The following is a 15,250-nucleotide window of genomic DNA, read 5'->3' as shown; positions in this document are numbered from 1 at the left end:
TTACGGGTGGTTGTCCCATTGCCGCTCAATGCGAGCGGCTTCGTCTTCGTACTCTTTGCGCTCTTCGCCCTGGTACCGCTCAGGCGAGAACGATCCGACCGTCATCCAATCGAGATGGGCGGCCAGGCGGGGTGTTGTGTTCATGGTTACCTCAAGAGGTGATACAGCCAGCGTAAGCGCTGGCGAGCATCCAGGAAGTGCAGAGCGAAAGCGTGATGACGCTGCCGCGCCAGGTTGCCATGCGGCGGGCGCGCTGATAGCTAGTCATGGGAACCTCACAACAAACATGGTCCCCCGCACCTCTATGCGGCTCGGAAGGGATGCGACCAAGAAAAAGCCCTGCAACTGCAGGGCTCTCACAAGATCTGGAATGTTGGCGGCGATCACCGCTCGGCACTTTCCGTTCATGGCTGGTTACCCTCCATCGAAACGATGCGGCTCAGGCGCTCCTTGTAGTGGCGCTGCTGAGTGATATCGATGGCGCCGCACAGGCCTGCCATGTCGATTGCGGTTTCCGCTTCTCGGTGGATGCCGTGCCTGATGATCACGGAGCCCGTTGAAGCGGCCAGCGCCTCGATTCGAGAGAGGATGATGTCCTCGGCCTGCTTTCGGATTGAGTTGTTCATTGCGGCCTCCGAGGGCCCATGTAGCCCCAGCGATTGGCTATTTGATCAATCGCCCCGGCGATCATCCTGGGCAACTGTTTGCGGTGGCGCTCTTCCTTCTCACGCAGCATCTGCAGCCACTGGGCGTTGGCCTCCCTGGCTGCGTCAGAGTCCATGTCGGCGAACAGGTGATCTACGTGTAGTCGATCCGTCTCGCGCGCCTGGGCGCTGTCTGCGTACAGCTCAATTTCACGAGCCATGGTCGACTCCAGGTGGTGGGTTACTCGGGAATGACGCGGTACCAAGAATCGCGACTGCGGTCGTAGGCAATCTTTCCCGCCTTGCGCAGCGACTGAAGCCGGGCATCAGTGGTGCGCCAAGGATCGCGATCGGGACTGACTTTTTCGCCGGCCTTGTTCAGGCGAGAACACAGAGCGCTGTACTGACGAACTCCGGCATCGATCAAGTCCAGCAACAACTGGTCATATGAGGCGTATTTGCTCATCTTGGTTACTCGGTGGGTGGGGAAGGGAGGGGTTGCCAGTGGGTAACGGGGAAAATGTCGTCTCCGTTCTCATCACAGAACCCAGTGTCGCCGTCGTGTATTCCTGGCTCGTGCATGAAGTACTGCCCGGACATGACCCTGAGATCAGACGAGTACACGAGTACGCGCTGGCCCTGATCTGGGATCCTGTCCATGAGCCTCATCCAGCCGCTCATGGCTTCACCCGGGCGGCGATCATTGCGTCGGCCAGTTCGTAGCACTCGGCTACCAGATGCTCGCGTTTGGCACCCGAGGTGTTCGGATCGGCGCACAATCCCTGCAGGGCCTTGGCCGCGAAGTAGTCGCGCAGATCCATGCCGGACATCAGCCGCTTGGCCTCATCGACATGAGTTGGCTGAAAGGTGTCGTGGTCATACGAGACCGGGAACGCCGGACCGCCTGTATCTTTGCTCATCGTGTGAACCTCGGTAGCCAACCGCATTGGCCAGGAGCCAGGCGCGGGTGACCAAACCCACCGTGAAAGGTGGCCTGGCGCCTGCCTAATGCGGTCGTATGTGAAGGGAAGGGGTGATGCAGATGCCGGGCGCTACCCCGGAAGCTGGCTTGGCGTGGACCCATCCAGCGGCGCAATTCGTTTCCCCCCGAAGCGAGGGGAGGGACGTCCACAGGTGCTTCGGTAACCGCGCCCGGAGCTGGGCGCTTCTCTGCATCGGGGTGTGATCTGGCCGGTGCTGATCTCCGGCTTGGCGGCCTAACTCTTTGAGGCCCCAGTAGCTCGCCAACGAGGCAAGGTTTGCGCATCAGCCTGCGCATTCAGATCACACTCCGATGCAGCCTGGTGATGGGGGACCAGGTGAATCGGGCCGTCTTTCCGGCTGTCAGGATGCGAACAGGTCTGGCTGCTCAAGCGCGAGAGGCTTCTTCGCAACCGGGACAGGCTCTGTCTTGCCCTTGGGGTACTTTCCCTGGCCAGCCATGTACAGGCACTTCTCCTCGATGCCATGCGCCCGCTGAGTCTCGGGGTGAACTACGGTGATCACCCCTCCAAACGCCTGAGCTATCAGCGCGTGCTTTTCGGCGATCTGCGCGATGTGTGCGTAGGCCTCTTCGCGCGTCATTTCCGCGGCACTCATGCCGCCGCCTTGCAGTCAGCCGCCGTCATGCGCTGGCCGTCTTCCATCTCAACCACGCAAACACCATTGGTGTAGCCGCGCTCGGAGTTGATTCGGTTTGCCTCTCGAATGCAGGCCGCCAAGTCAGCGTCGGCGAACAGCTCGTGCTCTCCAGCAAGGGTGATGCGAAGGACTTTGTTCATGCTTTGTTCCTCCAGTGGATTCCCAAAGCACCCGGTTGCCCAGGTGCTTCAGTGAATCTCGTGGTGCGCCGCGACCCGCTACTGGCGTCGGTCGCTGGCTCAAATCGCTATGTCTTTACTGGCCGCTGCGTCGGCGTGCCGGGCGCAGCAGCTGAATTCGATAACTCTCAACAGACCAGCGAGCCGACATGTCGGGCAAGGGAGCCTGCCGCATTTCAAAATCTCACCCAGGCTTATGGCCGAGCTGTTGCTGAGGCGTAGGGTGAGTGACGCTTGGCGATGTTAAAGAGCGGTGAGGCTTGAGGGCCTCGGCAGTCCCTGTTCGGTGACTGCTTGAGATGAAATTTATCTGCGCGATAAATGGCTGTCAATATCAATTTGATAAATTTATCTCCGAAAGATGGTCGGCGCGTTTATCAGAGTGAGTTTCTCGGGACGAAAAAAAGCCCGCGCTTGGCGGGCTTGACGGGTTGCTTGAGCCTAGAAGAACGAAGCGCCCCAGAAAACGCGACCGATGATGGTGATTTCCTCAGCCATCAGCTCGTCGGCGGTGTACTCCTCATCTGGGTGCTCGTCGCGGTTGAAGCTGCGCAGGCGGAGGCCTCCGCGTGGAGTGCGGTAGAGCTGCTTCACCCGGACGTGCCCAGCGTGATTCAGAGCGTACATCTTGCCGTCGACGACATCGGAAACCTTGTTCTTGGACCGATCCACGGCCACGGTGCCGCCGTTCTGCAGCACTGGCTCCATCGAATTGCCCGAGATCGAAACGCACACAGCCTGTTCGGGCTGAACGCCCAGGTTGCGCACGGTGTACTTGCCGAATCTGAGCTTTCTGGTACCGCTGACCTCGATCACCGTTTTCCCGCCTCCTGCGGACAGCTCGACTTCCTTCAGAAAAGGAAGCTCGATTTCATCGTCATCGAGCGGGGTATCGTCCGCCCATTCCTCAATGCCTTCCGACTCAATGGAGGCATTCGGCTGCACCGAACGTTTCGCGATCTGTCCATGGACCTGGTCCAACCAGCCATGTGGCAGCCCGGCGGCCGCCTCGATCTTCCTGGCCAGCTTGTCGCCGAGATTTCTCTTTGGGTTGGGGGAAACGATCAGGCTGATAACTGAGGGTGCAGTCCCGCACGCCGCAGCGAATTCGGCCTGTGATGGGTAGCGCGCCGCAAGGGTGCGCAGGTTGTCGCGTCGAATGGTGTTCATGTCCATGCGCGGATGATCGCCGCTTTTATCCATGTGATAAATAACCTTGCTGATCAATCATCGGTTGCCTAAAAATTATCAGTGAGATAAATTTGGTTTATCTCCCGGAAAGGTGACGAAGATGAAAACCCCCATCCCAGATATGCAGAACTGGCTTTCTGGAGCCAGCGCCGACGAGCGCCAGCGCGTGGCAGACGCATCGGGAATCTCGGTCGGCTACCTGTGGCTGATCGCTGGAGGCCATCGGAAACCATCCGAGGACGTAGCCGCGAACCTGCACAAGGCAACCGACGGCCGCGTCTCGGCCTTCTCGTTCTTCCCGAAACTCGCAGCGATCGCGGCAACGACTGCCGAATCCGCCGCTTAACCAATTCACAAGCAAGGAACCATCAACCGATGAGCTACGACGATAGCCGCCACCTGAAAGACAGGGAGATCAAGTCTCGTTACGACGAGGACACGTACGAGGCAGTCAGGGCAGTGGCAAAGCTCCACCGTCTGCAACCAGCTGTCTTCGTTCGCATGTGTGTGGAAGAGAAGCTCGCTCACCTGATCTCTCAGGATGATAACGAGACAACGCAGACGGCCTGAAGGCCCGCAAGGGGGACCCATGGCTGAAACCACGATCTGCCACGGCCTCGAGGAGCGCTTTTACCGAAAGCTTGAAGAGAAGGCGAGGGAAGCCGGAGTAACGCCGGAACAGTACGCCGTCCAGATAGTGCGGGAGAGCCTGGTCGAGAAAACGAGGCCTAAGGGCGCCGGGAAAATCCGGCACCTGCCTCGGCCTTAAAAGGCCCTGAAAAGGGAAGCCCTGGAGACAGGCACAAAAAAGCCGGGATTGCGCCCCGGCTCTCTGCAACATCACATAAGTGAGACCAATTATGCATATGCAGACCCCAAGTGTACAGGCCCTCATCCGGCCCGCGCCACAAAATGCGAACCACGATTTCGTGGCGCGCACGATGTCGTCGCGTGAAATCGCCGACTTGGTAGAGGCTCGCCACAACGATGTGGTGGCCACCATTGAGCGTCTTTTCTCGAAAAACCTTTTGCGATCAAGTCGTAAAAGCCGTCGTGAAGCCACGGGCGGGCGCCCAATCGAAGTTTACGACCTGATCGAGCGCGATACCCACCTGGTGGTGGCCGGATACAGCGATGAGCACCGAGCCAGGGTTATCGACCGCTGGCAGGAGCTCGAAGCAAAAGCGGCCCCGTCCGCGCCTGCCGACCTCAGCAAGCTGGAAATCCTCCAGATGGCCCTGGAGTCGGAGAAAGCCCGTGTTCTGCTCACCGTCCAGGTCGAAGCCCAGGCCAAGAAGATCGACCACCTGGAGAACCTGTTCAAGGAAGGCATGAGCCACGTCCAGTTCTGCAAGGGCCTCAATGGGGTCAACGTGATGCAGGTAGGGCACTTCCTCGAACGCCGTAATTGGCTCTACAACGAGAGCAAGTCCGGCACCCGGTACCGTGTGGCCGCTTACGCCCGCGACAAGTACATGACCGAGCACCAGCAGGAGATCACGCCGCACGGAAAAGAAGCGTTCATCAGCTACACGCCGATCCTCCTGCGAAAGGGCGCCGTGCGCCTGTACGAGCTGTACCTGGCCGGCGAGCTTCCCATGAAGAAGAACTGGGACGGCCTGCACACCCACGACAAGGCCGTGCGGGGTGCAGCATGAGCGATTTTGTGAAAGTCACCGAGATGCCGGACAGCGAGTTACCAGCCTACCTCGAAGGTATGAACAAGCAGATGCGTGACTGGACCGACCAAGCCGCCCGTGGCGAATGTGGCTGGATCTGCTCCGACTGCTGCCTTTCCGATCCGAAAGGGATGCCAGACGCCTGCTTCTACGGCAACGCCAAGTGCACCGAAATCATCCAGCGCGACAAGTTGCGCGCCATGCGTGAAGGGAATGAGCCGTCATGAGCATGGAACTGATGGTCAAGGCCATGAAGACCAAGGTCGGCAATCCGCTGCGCAAGCTGGTGCTCATCAAGCTGGCAGACAATGCCAACGACATGGGCGAGTGCTGGCCGTCATACCAGCACGTTGCCGATCAGTGCGAAATCAGCAAGCGCTCGGTCATGAACCACATCAACACCCTGTGCGGTGCCGGCCTGTTGCGTAAAGAGATCCGCAAGGGCGGACCAAAGGGTAACTCTTCGAACGTCTACTACCTGACCTTGAGTGGTGCAGGAGATTCACTAGGGGTAGTGCAGCAGATTCACCAGGGTAGTGCAGAAGATTCACCCCCTAGTGCAGCAGATTCACTAGGGGGTAGTGCAGGAGCTGCACCCAGAACCAGTCACTCTTTTGAATCAGTAAAGGAACCAGTCACTGAACCAGTTGCGACCCAGGCTGAAGCCGTGGTCGCGGAGGGTATCGTGGTTCCGTTTACGGCTCAGCAGCCGCGCTGCGAGATCCCGGCAGATATGCCAGGGCCGAAGGATCAGTCCTGCAAAACCTTCAAGGCCTGGGCGAATTACGCCATGGCCTACCGCAAGCGCTACCACGCGTGGCCGGTATGGAACGCCAAGGCAGGCGGGCAGGTTGGGCAGCTGATCAGCCGCCTTGGGATCGATGTGGCTCACCATGTGGCCGCGTACTTCCTGACGATCAACGACGCCCGCTTGATCAACGGCTGCCACAACCTGGGCGACCTGCTGGCCAAGGCCGAGGCCTACCACACCCAGTGGGTGACCAACCGCCAGATGAACGCCACGACTGCCCGCCAGCAGGAGCAGACCCAGGCGAACATCAACGCGGCGCAGGAAGCGGCTGACGCTATCCGCAACGGCCAAGGGGGTAAGCGCAATGCTTTCCTCTGACGAACAAGCCGAACTGGCCGTGGCTATCTGCGCCACTGCCGAGGCAATGGGGCAGGCAATCAGCGCTGGAGGCGCTCAGCTCATCGCTGAGGATCTTTCGGCCTATGAGCCTGGCGTGATCATTGGTGCGCTGCGCGCGTGCCGTAGAGAGCCTGCTGGGCGCCTTTCGCTCGGCATGGTCCTCAAGCACATCCACGCGGCCGACAGCCGCCCCGGCAAGGATGAGGCGTGGTCGATTGCCTTGGCGGCCAGTGATGAGCACGAGACCGTGGTGCTCACAACTGAAATCCGCCAGGCCATGATCGCCTCGGCGCCCATCCTTGAGGCTGGCGACAAGGTCGGTGCCCGGATGGCCTTCATGAGCGCGTACGAGCGCCTGGTCAGCTTCGCCCGTGCCGACGACCAGCCGGCCAAGTGGGAGGTGTCGCTGGGATACGACGCTGGGCGCCGAGTGGTGGCTATCGAATCCGCCGTCCGCGCCCAGCTCATCACTCAGGAAACCGGCGCCAAGTACCTGGCTGACCTGCGCATTGCGCCCATCACCCAGGACGGCCAGGCCATTGCGGGCCTGCTCACCGGTGAGGTGCGCCCGCAGGCCAGCGCCAAGACCCGTGAAAAGCTCGCCGAGGTGCGCTGCATCCTCAAGGCGGCCAAGGCCAAGAAAGACCGCGAGCGCGCCAAGGAAGACCAGCGCCGCCGCATCGAAACCTATCTGCGCAAGCGGAAGACACGCGCCGCAGTCGCTCAGTTGAACATCAAGCGCGCCGGGCAGCCGGCCGGGGAGGGGGTGTGATGGCTACCCAAGAGCAAATCGACAAGCTGGTGAGTGCCTGCGACTCCTTCTGCCGTCTCTACGGGCGGCTGTGGGATCTGGCTGAGCCGCCTGGTGCTGGCTTCCTGTCGCCAGAGTCGGTCAAGGACTACGACGCCATTCACAGCAGCATGCGCGCTGCACTCGACGACATTCGCGGGGAGAAGCACTGATGGACACCAACAAGATGCGCGAGCAGTTCGAGGATTGGGCGAGCGGCCAGTTCGTAATGCCGGTCGAGGTTATCAAGGCGTGCCGCTATGAGGATACCTACGCCAACACAGTACTGAATATCGCATGGCGTGGCTGGGCGGCCTCCCGCGAGGCCGTGGTGGTGGCTCTTCCAGCTGCCGAGTTCGGGGTAAGCCCAGAAATCGAGGACGACGAAGAATACGAGGCGGCTGAGGCAATCTCGATGTGTGAGGACGCTGTGCTCTCGCGGGTGCGTAAGCATATCGAGGCCCAGGGCCTGAAGGTGGCGCCATGACCATCGACAAACAGAAGCTGAAGGCGCTGGCTGAGGTGGCTCTGCACCCCACAGGCTGCGCCACGATCCATGACGAGCACGCACTCCTGTACCAATTCCGGAACGCCTGTGATCCCTCTGAAATCCTGGCCCTGCTCGCGGAGACCGGCCAGCTCAAGGCCGAGAACGAGGCGCTGCGCAAGGCGCTGCTGGAAGCATCCGAAGATGTGGCGGCCTGGGGCGCTTATGCAAGTGAGTACTTCCAAGAGAAGCACGACCTTGCCGGGTGCGTAGCGAAGCTGCACGCGGCGGCCATGGCCAAGGAGGCGAGCCATGGATAAGTTCGGGCTTCTCTTCGCGCTGATCGTCGGCATTGGCATCGGCTGGACCTGGGCACATTACACGGTTGCCACTGAATGCGAACGCCTGGGTAAGTTTTACGTCGGTAAGCGGACCTTCGAGTGCAGCAAGATCGAGGGTCGCGGCCATGGCTGAGAAGATCCGCATCAACCAGATCAGCGACCTTGCCGAGCTACAGGCAGCAATCCGCAAGAAGGGCTTTCCCTGCAACGTGGCGATCACCGGCGCCGGGCGCAGCCTTCCCCAGAACGCGCTGTTCCACAAGTGGTGCGAGGAGATCGCGCAGTTCTTCGTGCGCATGGGTAAGACGACCTTCGCCACCGGTGCCGCGATGAACGCCGAGCACGTGAAGCGCAACCTCAAGCAGACGTTCTTGGGCGAAACGCCAATCACCGACATCAACCTAAAGACCGGCGAGATCACCGAGCGATATGAGCTCCGCCACACAAGCCACCTGGACAAGGGAGAAATGCACGCCTTCATGACCTGCGTAGACATGTGGGCCAATGAGCACGGTATCTACCTGTCGCACCCTGAGGATTCGGAATACATGCGCATGCGTATTGAGTTCGGGGAGGCAGCATGAGGGTTGTATCCAAGAAGGTTCGCGAGAGCGCCCGCGGCCAGGACTGCACAGTCCGCATACCTGGCATCTGCAACTTCAACCCGGACACCACCGTGCTGGCCCACCTGCCATGCGGGCAGAAGGGCATGGGCATGAAGGGGTTCGACACAGTGGCGGTCTACGCCTGCAGCGCCTGTCACGACGTGCTCGATGGTCGGGGGAAGGGAGAGGTGGACTGGTCCGACATGCCTCGGGCAATCGCTGAGACTCATGAGGCCCTGATCCGGGCTGGAATTCTGACCGTCAAGGGAGCTGCCTGATGGATCTGACACTACCGTGGCCGCCGGCCGCATGCAGCCCGAATGCCCGGGTGCACTGGACCAGGAAGAGCAAGGCGGCCAAGTCCTACCGGGCGGCCTGCCACCTGCTGGCCAAGCAGGCCGGAATCAAGGCGCCAGAGGGTGATGCACTGCTCGTGCTCGAGTTCGTGCCGCCAGATCGCCGCAGGCGCGACGACGACAACCTGCTGGCGATGTTCAAGGCTGGCCGTGACGGCTTGGCGGATGCCCTGGGCATCGACGACAACGTGTTTGCCACGCAGATCAGGGTGAGCAAGGAAACGATCAAGGGCGGCGCCGTGCGCGTCCGCATACAGGCGCAGGAGACGGCAGCATGACACCAGCATGGGCATTTCTGATTTTGGCGGCGCTGATCGTGGTGTCGGGCGGGGCGCTGTCCTGGGCCGGTGCGGTCCGCCGCAAGCGCTACTACGAAGAGTTTTTGCTGAAGAAAAACAATCGCACCCAGGGAGAACGACCATGAAAGTAATCAGCGCCCGCCAGGTTTGGCACGACGCACTGCACGAGAACCGCGCATCTGCCCTGGCAGTTGCAGCCGAGCAGGCAGCCCTAGGCAAGAAGGGTGGTTCCGGTGATGTGAAGATCATGGTCATGCTGGAGAACCACGACGGCCAGGAAGTGTGCAAGGTGTATGAGGTTCGCAAGGAAGGGGTGCAGGAGACGCGCCCAGGCCGCCGCCTCACCAATGACCGCTGCGCGCACATGCTGACCGCCGGCCTGGTGCTGCAGGCGATCGACTCCCTGCCGAAGTCGCTGCGTCACCTCGGACACTTCCTGTACTCGCCCGTAGCCAGCGGTAACGACCTGAGCATCTCCCATGGTCTGGTATGGCTCGGAAGCGGCCTGGAAGCGCTCACAGACCGCAAGAAGCAGCGAGCCTACTGGATGGCCATGGCTGCTCTCCAATCGCACAAGATCCTCGTCCACGGCGGCGATGCGATGGGGCCTGGTGCAGTGTGCATGTTCGTCGAGGATCGCACGGGCGAGAAGATGAACCCGCAGAACTGGGCCAGGGACTGGCAGGAGGTATGGGATGCGCTCTGCACCCAGGTCGACAAGCTCGACAAGCAGGCGCTCAAGCCAGTTGCTCGGGTGGTGGAACGGCTCCGTCAGCGCAATGACGAGGCGCAGGAAATAGCCGCTTGACAGTTTGAGGAGTATTTTGGCACTATTTCGCCATCGTCATAATTTCGCCTTTGGCGAAAACATCCTGAACCCGGCCCAAAAAGCCGGGTTTTTTATTGCCCGAAGAGGGCCTCAAGAGTCCCTGGCGCGTGCCGGGATTTTTGAACCAAGAAATGCAACTGCAGCCAGGGCAGCCCTAACGGGACAGCCTGGACACTGCTAGCCGGTAGTGTGGTGTACGGAAAAACACCGGCAGCCCGCGCACCCTGACCTCACATGCTTTCAGGGTGGCGCGTGACCGGATCGGCGAGACTGGTGCATTGGGGCGCCAGCGCTGCAATGGTCTTAGGCGGACAGGTGGGGAGAGACCCACACGAATTCAGGCCGGCTCGACAGAAACCACCAGGCGCTTACCGAGCGCGGCCAAAGCTGCCTCGACCTGCTCGATCTTCGAGCCGTGTTCGAAGTCGAGGAGCCGATCCACTTTGGTCTGCACTGCCCCCAGGGTTCGGCACAGGTCAGCCTTCCGCATGCCTTTCTCTCGCATGGCGTTCCACAGCGCGATTTTCGCGTTCACCAGGGCGGACAGCCGAATAACATGCTGCCCCTCTTTCGCTGGCGAGGCAGGCGGGATCGGCCGCAGCTGATCGACGTAGATGGAAAGAGCCACCTCAAGCCCCTCGGCAGCATGGCGCAGCAGCTCTTCGAGCGTGTCGCCCGCGCTGTGCGCCTCTGGGATGTCGTCACACGATGACCAGAAAGACCCGGCCTCCTGGTTCACGTTGATTGCGTAGTCGTACATATCGTTACCTCAGGGCAGATGTATTCGAGCTCAAAGGGTGGAGCCTCAATCCTTGAGGCCCAGTTGTTTGATGATTGCCTTCCTAGTCCCCTCGGCCATTTCCTTGGCCCCGTGGTTGGGAAGGGTTGTCTGTTTGCCGTTGAAGTAGAGTTTGAAGTGACTTCCCTTTGCCGTCTTCGAAACCTCTACCCCTCTTGCCAACAGCCACCGCTTGAACTCGTTACATTTCATCTGCCCTCCGCTGTGTGGTTGATGAGTTCAGTGTACACCATAAATGGTGTATGACAACACATTTATGATGTATTTATAGATTCAGGGATTCCATATGGCCGAACCAGCAAGCACGACTGCCGGCGTCCTGCTGGTGAAGTACGGCGTGATCATTGGCGGCTTCGCAGGAGCGATCCTCTCGCTGACCTTCCTGCGCGGCCTCACCCGGGGCCAAGCGGTCGCCGCCTTCTTCACCGGCTTCGCATCGGCAGTCTTCTGCACCCCGCTCGCCATCAGCTACTTCAGCCTTGGCACAAGCGGAGAAACCCAATACGGCGTGGCCTTTCTGATAGGCCTTCTGGCAATGAACATCATCCCGGTGCTGAAGTCGCTCGTGGGTCAGTTCGGAGCCAAGGGAGCTACCTGATGAGCTCGACCCTGATTTCAGTCCTGATCGGCGCCAATGCCTTCCTGAGCGTGCTGGTGGTAATCGCCGCGTGCGACTACCTGCGCCGCATTCGCCCAATGGATCACCCGCTGCTGGCCATCGCGTTCTACCTGGTGGCCATCGGCGCGTTCGGCGCGTTCGTCTTGGCCATGAACGGCCATGTGCCCACCCTGTACGGCGTGATCCTCAAGCTGGGGATCGTCCTGTATGCGGTCGCTCGGCGCGGCCATGTGTTCCAGCCGGGGTAGGGCGCCACAAATTCCCAATGCGCCGATCTGTGGCGCGACAACCTGAGGGTCATCCATGGACAACCAGCACAAGAAGATCACCGGCTACCGCGACCTCACCCAGAGCGAGATCGACGGCATGAACTCGATCAAGGCCCTGGAGGCCGATGCCGGCGAGCTGTTCAAGCAGATCGGCCAGATCGAAGGCGTTGACCAGCGCACCCTGGCTTTGGCCAAGACCAACCTGCAGCAAGGCTTCATGTGGTTTGTGCGCTCGATCGCCAAGCCGGCTGACCCGTTCAGCTGAGGACAGGCAGATGGCGTCGGTAACTGCACGCATCGTTTGCCGCCATCGCTGGTGGCTCAGGTTCTACCTGGCTGGCGTCCTCGCCATTGCGCATCTGACCGGTCGCGAACCATGCCCGGAGCGCTTCAGTTATTGGGTTGGGCGCGGCATCAAGATCGAGGTTCATCCTGAATGAGCAACGTCACCCGCATACGCCATGAGCTGCCGGTAAGCCTGGATATCGTCCATGCGGTGGCAGAGTTCGATGCCGCCCTGGTGAAGGCGATTGATGCCGCCAAGGAAGCCGGGCTTCCGCAGGGGTTGCTGGTTGGCCTGTTGCATGGTCATGCCCATGCCGAGACGCAGAGGATGGTTAGCCGTTGAAATCGCTGTAGCGATTCACAGTGCCAACCTGAAGCCTGAACGCCAAACCTTGCGCGGTTTCCACATGTTCGCCTACAGCGAGCATCAGCATGCCGAAGCCGACATCGGCTGGTGAGATATCGACTGAATATGCAGTTTGCCATCCGTCAAATGGCGCAGATCTCAGATTGAGGAAGCCAACCGCATCAGCCGGTTTCTCGAGGAAATCGGATTCTACGAATTCGCGGTGGCCATTGGCCGTACGGATGATGACCTTGATTTCTGGTAGCGGCATTGCGGCGATCTCTTTGTTGGTCGTATCGACTTTAAGCGCGATCCGGCTATTTGCAAATTTGGTGACTTTAAGGCGCGCACATGAACAGACCGATGCCGCCGGCCGACCTGCTTGAATCGCCATTCCTGATCCTCACGCCTGCTCCCGAACTGTGGGAGTGGATACAGCGCGAGGTCCTGGCCGAAACCGGCAGCATCCACAACCCAGAGCACTCCCACCTCATCGACGCCAGTGTTGGGGTGATGTGGGCGTCGTCTGCCTTCAACAAGAAGGGGCGCTCAGTGCTGGGGCAGGCCGAACAGCTGATGATCCGCGCTGGCGGGTGGCAGAAGGCACGCCAAGAGCAGCAGATGCGGGACTGGTTCGGCGCAGAGCCCGAGTTCCTCATCACTCTGGCAGGCGACTACTGCGCCCAATGCAGTGAGGCCGAGTTCTGCGCCCTGGTAGAGCACGAGCTGTACCACATCGGCCACAAGCTAGATAAGTACGGTGCCCCGGCGTTCGGTGATGACGGCATGCCCAAGCTTGAGATGCGTGGCCATGACGTCGAGGAGTTTGTCGGAGTGGTCCGCCGGTATGGCCCGAGCCACGACGTACAGCAGCTGATCGACGCTGCAAGCCGGCCACCTGAGGTGGCCAAAATCAACATCTCGAGGGCCTGCGGAACCTGTCTGCTCAAGTCTGCCTGACCCCCTGACAGACCCACGACGGATGAAAACCTATGGCTGCCCTGAGCAACGAGGTGAAAGCCTTCATCGTTCAGGCCCTGGCCTGTTTCGATACCCCCTCGCAAGTCGCGGCAGCCGTCCGAGAAGAATTCGGCCTTGAGGTTACCCGGCAAAAGTGTGAGGCGCACGACCCGACCAAGCGTGCTGGGCGTGACCTGGCCAAGCGCTGGGTAACCCTGTTCGAAGACACCCGCAAGCGTTTCCGCGAGGAGACGGCTGAGATACCGATCGCCAACCGAGCGTTTCGGCTTCGTGTGCTGGGGCGGATGGCTGAGAAGGCCGAGAACATGAAGAACATGGCCCTGACGGCTCAGCTTCTGGAGCAGGCGGCCAAAGAGGTCGGCGATGTCTACGTGAACCGCCAGACCAAGAACGAAAATCCCCATGACAACGTGCCGCCCACCCGGGTGCAGGTCGATGTGGTGGATGCGAGGAAGCCTGATGCCGTCACTTAACGTGCCCCAGGCCAGCTTCCTCCGGATGGAGAACAAGTTCCGCGGCTTCGTGGCCGGGTTCGGCTCGGGCAAGACCTGGGTAGGCTGCGCAGCGCTGTGCAAGCACGTATGGGAGTGGCCCCGGATCGACTCCGGCTACTTTGCTCCGACGTACCCGCAGATCCGCGACATTTTCTTCCCGACCATCGAGGAGGTCGCCTTCGACTGGGGCCTGAAGGTCAAGACGAAGGAGAGCGACAAGGAGGTCGAGTTCTACAGCGGCGGCCAGTACCGCAGCACGACCATCTGCCGCTCGATGGAGAAGCCGCAGACCATCGTGGGCTTCAAGATCGGGCACGCCCTGGTCGACGAACTCGACGTTCTGCCCGCGCTGAAGGCCGAGCACGCCTGGCGCAAGATCATTGCCCGGATGCGCTACAACGTGCCTGGGCTGAAGAACGGCGTGGATGTGACGACGACCCCTGAGGGGTTCAAGTTCGTCTACCAGCAGTTCGTGAAACAGCTGCGCGAGAAGCCGGCCCTGCAGGGCATGTACGGCCTGGTGCAGGCCAGCACGTTCGACAACGAGCTGAACCTGCCGCCCGACTACATCCCGTCGCTGATGGAGTCGTACCCGGCCCAGCTGATCCTGGCCTACCTGAACGGCCAGTTCGTCAACCTGAACTCCGGGTCGATCTACCATGCCTACGACCGGAAGCTGAATTCCTGCTTCGACACCGTAGAGCCTGGAGAGCCCCTGTTCATCGGCATGGACTTCAACGTCGGCAAGATGGCGGCGATCGTCCATGTCAAAAGGCCTGACGGGAAGCCCAGGGCCGTGGATGAACTGATCGACGGCTTCGATACCCCGGACATGATCCGGCGCATCAAGGAGCGCTACTGGCGGCACAACGGCCGGGACTACGAGAAGACCTGTGAGATTAGGATCTATCCCGACGCCTCTGGCGGGTCACGCAAGTCGGTGAACGCCAGTGAGACGGACATCGCCATCCTGCGCCAGGCTGGTTTCAGCGTCATCGCGCCCGATGCCAACCCACCGGTAAAGGACCGGATCAACGCCATGAACGCGATGTTTTGCAACGCGAATGGCGAACGGCGCTACCTGATCAACCCACTGCGCTGCCCTACCTATGCAGACGGCTTGGAGCAGCAGGTATGGGCTGCCAACGGTGAGCCAGACAAGAAATCTGGCGTGGACCACGCGAACGACGCGGGCGGCTACTTCATCCACCACGACTATCCAATTGAGCGACCGGTCTTCACGACCCAATCCCTGAGAATGTGACC

At 60.6% G+C, this 15,250-nt stretch carries 35 protein-coding genes; 23 read left to right on the top strand and 12 right to left on the bottom strand.

Annotated features, from left to right (window positions below):
• The 9 genes from ACTYOL_RS17410 to ACTYOL_RS17370 form a co-directional block, all read right to left on the bottom strand.
• Positions 1 to 144, bottom strand: coding sequence for a hypothetical protein (locus tag ACTYOL_RS17410; RefSeq protein ID WP_444756815.1), 144 nt, complete (start codon positions 142 to 144; stop codon positions 1 to 3).
• 260 nt (positions 145 to 404) lie between these two features.
• Entirely contained in the window at positions 405 to 626 is a 222-nt protein-coding gene (locus ACTYOL_RS17405; protein ID WP_444756814.1) for a hypothetical protein, read from the bottom strand.
• Entirely contained in the window at positions 623 to 865 is a 243-nt protein-coding gene (locus tag ACTYOL_RS17400) for a hypothetical protein (RefSeq protein ID WP_444756813.1), read from the bottom strand. The genes ACTYOL_RS17405 and ACTYOL_RS17400 overlap by 4 nt, the downstream gene beginning before the upstream one ends.
• Before the next feature lie 20 nt (positions 866 to 885).
• On the bottom strand, positions 886 to 1,110 hold the full coding sequence (locus ACTYOL_RS17395; protein WP_444756812.1) for a hypothetical protein: 225 nt from the start codon (positions 1,108 to 1,110) through the stop codon (positions 886 to 888).
• Between the two features lie 5 nt (positions 1,111 to 1,115).
• Entirely contained in the window at positions 1,116 to 1,313 is a 198-nt protein-coding gene (locus tag ACTYOL_RS17390) for a DUF551 domain-containing protein (RefSeq protein WP_444758162.1), read from the bottom strand.
• Between the two features lie 8 nt (positions 1,314 to 1,321).
• Positions 1,322 to 1,564: a hypothetical protein gene (locus ACTYOL_RS17385; protein ID WP_444756811.1), complete on the bottom strand. Its 243-nt coding sequence runs from the start codon at positions 1,562 to 1,564 to the stop codon at positions 1,322 to 1,324.
• A 424-nt stretch (positions 1,565 to 1,988) separates the two neighbouring features.
• Positions 1,989 to 2,243 carry a hypothetical protein gene (locus ACTYOL_RS17380; protein WP_444756810.1) on the bottom strand — a complete coding sequence of 85 codons (255 nt, stop codon included), beginning with the start codon at positions 2,241 to 2,243 and terminating at the stop codon, positions 1,989 to 1,991.
• On the bottom strand, positions 2,240 to 2,425 hold the full coding sequence (locus ACTYOL_RS17375; protein ID WP_444756809.1) for a hypothetical protein: 186 nt from the start codon (positions 2,423 to 2,425) through the stop codon (positions 2,240 to 2,242). The genes ACTYOL_RS17380 and ACTYOL_RS17375 overlap by 4 nt, the downstream gene beginning before the upstream one ends.
• A gap of 480 nt (positions 2,426 to 2,905) precedes the next feature.
• Positions 2,906 to 3,640: a S24 family peptidase gene (locus ACTYOL_RS17370; RefSeq protein ID WP_444758161.1), complete on the bottom strand. Its 735-nt coding sequence runs from the start codon at positions 3,638 to 3,640 to the stop codon at positions 2,906 to 2,908.
• A 115-nt stretch (positions 3,641 to 3,755) separates the two neighbouring features.
• Between ACTYOL_RS17370 and ACTYOL_RS17365 the strand changes: the two genes are divergently transcribed.
• The 15 genes from ACTYOL_RS17365 to ACTYOL_RS17295 all read left to right on the top strand — a co-directional run bounded on the left by ACTYOL_RS17365 (position 3,756) and on the right by ACTYOL_RS17295 (position 10,170).
• On the top strand, positions 3,756 to 4,001 hold the full coding sequence (locus ACTYOL_RS17365) for a hypothetical protein (protein ID WP_444756808.1): 246 nt from the start codon (positions 3,756 to 3,758) through the stop codon (positions 3,999 to 4,001).
• Positions 4,002 to 4,030: 29 nt separating this feature from the next.
• On the top strand, positions 4,031 to 4,225 hold the full coding sequence (locus ACTYOL_RS17360) for a hypothetical protein (protein ID WP_160290763.1): 195 nt from the start codon (positions 4,031 to 4,033) through the stop codon (positions 4,223 to 4,225).
• Between the two features lie 296 nt (positions 4,226 to 4,521).
• A complete protein-coding gene (locus ACTYOL_RS17355) occupies positions 4,522 to 5,313 on the top strand; it encodes a Rha family transcriptional regulator (RefSeq protein ID WP_444758160.1) in 792 nt (263 codons plus the stop codon).
• On the top strand, positions 5,310 to 5,561 hold the full coding sequence (locus tag ACTYOL_RS17350) for a hypothetical protein (protein WP_444756807.1): 252 nt from the start codon (positions 5,310 to 5,312) through the stop codon (positions 5,559 to 5,561). The genes ACTYOL_RS17355 and ACTYOL_RS17350 overlap by 4 nt, the downstream gene beginning before the upstream one ends.
• Entirely contained in the window at positions 5,558 to 6,463 is a 906-nt protein-coding gene (locus ACTYOL_RS17345; RefSeq protein WP_444756806.1) for a helix-turn-helix domain-containing protein, read from the top strand. Before ACTYOL_RS17350 ends, ACTYOL_RS17345 begins: the two co-directional genes overlap by 4 nt.
• Positions 6,450 to 7,256: a hypothetical protein gene (locus tag ACTYOL_RS17340; protein WP_444756805.1), complete on the top strand. Its 807-nt coding sequence runs from the start codon at positions 6,450 to 6,452 to the stop codon at positions 7,254 to 7,256. Before ACTYOL_RS17345 ends, ACTYOL_RS17340 begins: the two co-directional genes overlap by 14 nt.
• Positions 7,256 to 7,447: a hypothetical protein gene (locus tag ACTYOL_RS17335; protein WP_444756804.1), complete on the top strand. Its 192-nt coding sequence runs from the start codon at positions 7,256 to 7,258 to the stop codon at positions 7,445 to 7,447. The genes ACTYOL_RS17340 and ACTYOL_RS17335 overlap by 1 nt, the downstream gene beginning before the upstream one ends.
• Positions 7,447 to 7,761, top strand: coding sequence for a hypothetical protein (locus ACTYOL_RS17330; protein ID WP_444756803.1), 315 nt, complete (start codon positions 7,447 to 7,449; stop codon positions 7,759 to 7,761). Before ACTYOL_RS17335 ends, ACTYOL_RS17330 begins: the two co-directional genes overlap by 1 nt.
• A complete protein-coding gene (locus tag ACTYOL_RS17325; protein WP_444756802.1) occupies positions 7,758 to 8,081 on the top strand; it encodes a hypothetical protein in 324 nt (107 codons plus the stop codon). The genes ACTYOL_RS17330 and ACTYOL_RS17325 overlap by 4 nt, the downstream gene beginning before the upstream one ends.
• Entirely contained in the window at positions 8,074 to 8,235 is a 162-nt protein-coding gene (locus tag ACTYOL_RS17320) for a hypothetical protein (RefSeq protein ID WP_444756801.1), read from the top strand. The genes ACTYOL_RS17325 and ACTYOL_RS17320 overlap by 8 nt, the downstream gene beginning before the upstream one ends.
• Positions 8,228 to 8,686 (top strand): recombination protein NinB, encoded by a 459-nt coding sequence (locus tag ACTYOL_RS17315; RefSeq protein ID WP_444756800.1) that lies wholly within the window; start codon positions 8,228 to 8,230, stop codon positions 8,684 to 8,686. The genes ACTYOL_RS17320 and ACTYOL_RS17315 overlap by 8 nt, the downstream gene beginning before the upstream one ends.
• Positions 8,683 to 8,985: a nuclease domain-containing protein gene (locus tag ACTYOL_RS17310; RefSeq protein WP_009396439.1), complete on the top strand. Its 303-nt coding sequence runs from the start codon at positions 8,683 to 8,685 to the stop codon at positions 8,983 to 8,985. Before ACTYOL_RS17315 ends, ACTYOL_RS17310 begins: the two co-directional genes overlap by 4 nt.
• Entirely contained in the window at positions 8,982 to 9,341 is a 360-nt protein-coding gene (locus ACTYOL_RS17305) for an endodeoxyribonuclease RusA (protein WP_444758159.1), read from the top strand. Before ACTYOL_RS17310 ends, ACTYOL_RS17305 begins: the two co-directional genes overlap by 4 nt.
• Complete coding sequence (locus tag ACTYOL_RS17300) at positions 9,338 to 9,487, top strand: hypothetical protein (protein WP_444756799.1); 150 nt, start codon at positions 9,338 to 9,340, stop codon at positions 9,485 to 9,487. The genes ACTYOL_RS17305 and ACTYOL_RS17300 overlap by 4 nt, the downstream gene beginning before the upstream one ends.
• A complete protein-coding gene (locus ACTYOL_RS17295; RefSeq protein ID WP_444756798.1) occupies positions 9,484 to 10,170 on the top strand; it encodes a hypothetical protein in 687 nt (228 codons plus the stop codon). Before ACTYOL_RS17300 ends, ACTYOL_RS17295 begins: the two co-directional genes overlap by 4 nt.
• Before the next feature lie 358 nt (positions 10,171 to 10,528).
• Here the strand turns inward: ACTYOL_RS17295 and ACTYOL_RS17290 are convergent, their stop codons facing one another.
• Positions 10,529 to 10,951, bottom strand: coding sequence for a type II toxin-antitoxin system HicB family antitoxin (locus ACTYOL_RS17290; RefSeq protein WP_444756797.1), 423 nt, complete (start codon positions 10,949 to 10,951; stop codon positions 10,529 to 10,531).
• 45 nt (positions 10,952 to 10,996) lie between these two features.
• Entirely contained in the window at positions 10,997 to 11,182 is a 186-nt protein-coding gene (locus ACTYOL_RS17285; protein ID WP_241105720.1) for a type II toxin-antitoxin system HicA family toxin, read from the bottom strand.
• A gap of 94 nt (positions 11,183 to 11,276) precedes the next feature.
• On the opposite strand from ACTYOL_RS17285, the gene ACTYOL_RS17280 reads away from it, so the two are divergent.
• The 5 genes from ACTYOL_RS17280 to ACTYOL_RS17260 are packed head-to-tail and all read left to right on the top strand — an operon-like array spanning position 11,277 to position 12,506.
• Positions 11,277 to 11,588 carry a hypothetical protein gene (locus ACTYOL_RS17280; protein ID WP_016711287.1) on the top strand — a complete coding sequence of 104 codons (312 nt, stop codon included), beginning with the start codon at positions 11,277 to 11,279 and terminating at the stop codon, positions 11,586 to 11,588.
• Positions 11,588 to 11,857: a hypothetical protein gene (locus ACTYOL_RS17275; RefSeq protein WP_444756796.1), complete on the top strand. Its 270-nt coding sequence runs from the start codon at positions 11,588 to 11,590 to the stop codon at positions 11,855 to 11,857. Before ACTYOL_RS17280 ends, ACTYOL_RS17275 begins: the two co-directional genes overlap by 1 nt.
• A 55-nt stretch (positions 11,858 to 11,912) precedes the next feature.
• Positions 11,913 to 12,143: an Acb2/Tad1 domain-containing protein gene (locus tag ACTYOL_RS17270; protein WP_019751353.1), complete on the top strand. Its 231-nt coding sequence runs from the start codon at positions 11,913 to 11,915 to the stop codon at positions 12,141 to 12,143.
• A 10-nt stretch (positions 12,144 to 12,153) separates the two neighbouring features.
• Entirely contained in the window at positions 12,154 to 12,318 is a 165-nt protein-coding gene (locus tag ACTYOL_RS17265; protein ID WP_444756795.1) for a hypothetical protein, read from the top strand.
• The gene (locus ACTYOL_RS17260) at positions 12,315 to 12,506 is read left to right on the top strand and encodes a hypothetical protein (RefSeq protein ID WP_444756794.1); all 192 of its coding nucleotides are present in this window, start codon (positions 12,315 to 12,317) and stop codon (positions 12,504 to 12,506) included. The genes ACTYOL_RS17265 and ACTYOL_RS17260 overlap by 4 nt, the downstream gene beginning before the upstream one ends.
• Here the strand turns inward: ACTYOL_RS17260 and ACTYOL_RS17255 are convergent.
• Complete coding sequence (locus ACTYOL_RS17255; RefSeq protein ID WP_444756793.1) at positions 12,496 to 12,903, bottom strand: hypothetical protein; 408 nt, start codon at positions 12,901 to 12,903, stop codon at positions 12,496 to 12,498. The two genes, ACTYOL_RS17260 and ACTYOL_RS17255, sit on opposite strands and share 11 nt — an antisense overlap.
• Here ACTYOL_RS17255 and ACTYOL_RS17250 point away from each other — a divergent pair.
• The 3 genes from ACTYOL_RS17250 to ACTYOL_RS17240 are packed head-to-tail and all read left to right on the top strand — an operon-like array spanning position 12,861 to position 15,248.
• Positions 12,861 to 13,469: a putative metallopeptidase gene (locus tag ACTYOL_RS17250; protein WP_444756792.1), complete on the top strand. Its 609-nt coding sequence runs from the start codon at positions 12,861 to 12,863 to the stop codon at positions 13,467 to 13,469. The genes ACTYOL_RS17255 and ACTYOL_RS17250 overlap by 43 nt on opposite strands.
• Before the next feature lie 32 nt (positions 13,470 to 13,501).
• Positions 13,502 to 13,963 carry a DUF2280 domain-containing protein gene (locus ACTYOL_RS17245; RefSeq protein ID WP_063912507.1) on the top strand — a complete coding sequence of 154 codons (462 nt, stop codon included), beginning with the start codon at positions 13,502 to 13,504 and terminating at the stop codon, positions 13,961 to 13,963.
• Positions 13,950 to 15,248, top strand: a complete 1,299-nt coding sequence (locus tag ACTYOL_RS17240; RefSeq protein ID WP_044047016.1) for a terminase large subunit domain-containing protein — start codon at positions 13,950 to 13,952, stop codon at positions 15,246 to 15,248. The genes ACTYOL_RS17245 and ACTYOL_RS17240 overlap by 14 nt, the downstream gene beginning before the upstream one ends.
• The last annotated feature ends 2 nt before the right edge of the window (positions 15,249 to 15,250 follow it).

The sequence above is a fragment of the Pseudomonas sp. A014 genome, assembly GCF_052378495.1.
Classification (GTDB): domain Bacteria; phylum Pseudomonadota; class Gammaproteobacteria; order Pseudomonadales; family Pseudomonadaceae; genus Aquipseudomonas; species Aquipseudomonas machongensis.
This window is presented reverse-complemented; position numbering and strand designations above follow the sequence as displayed.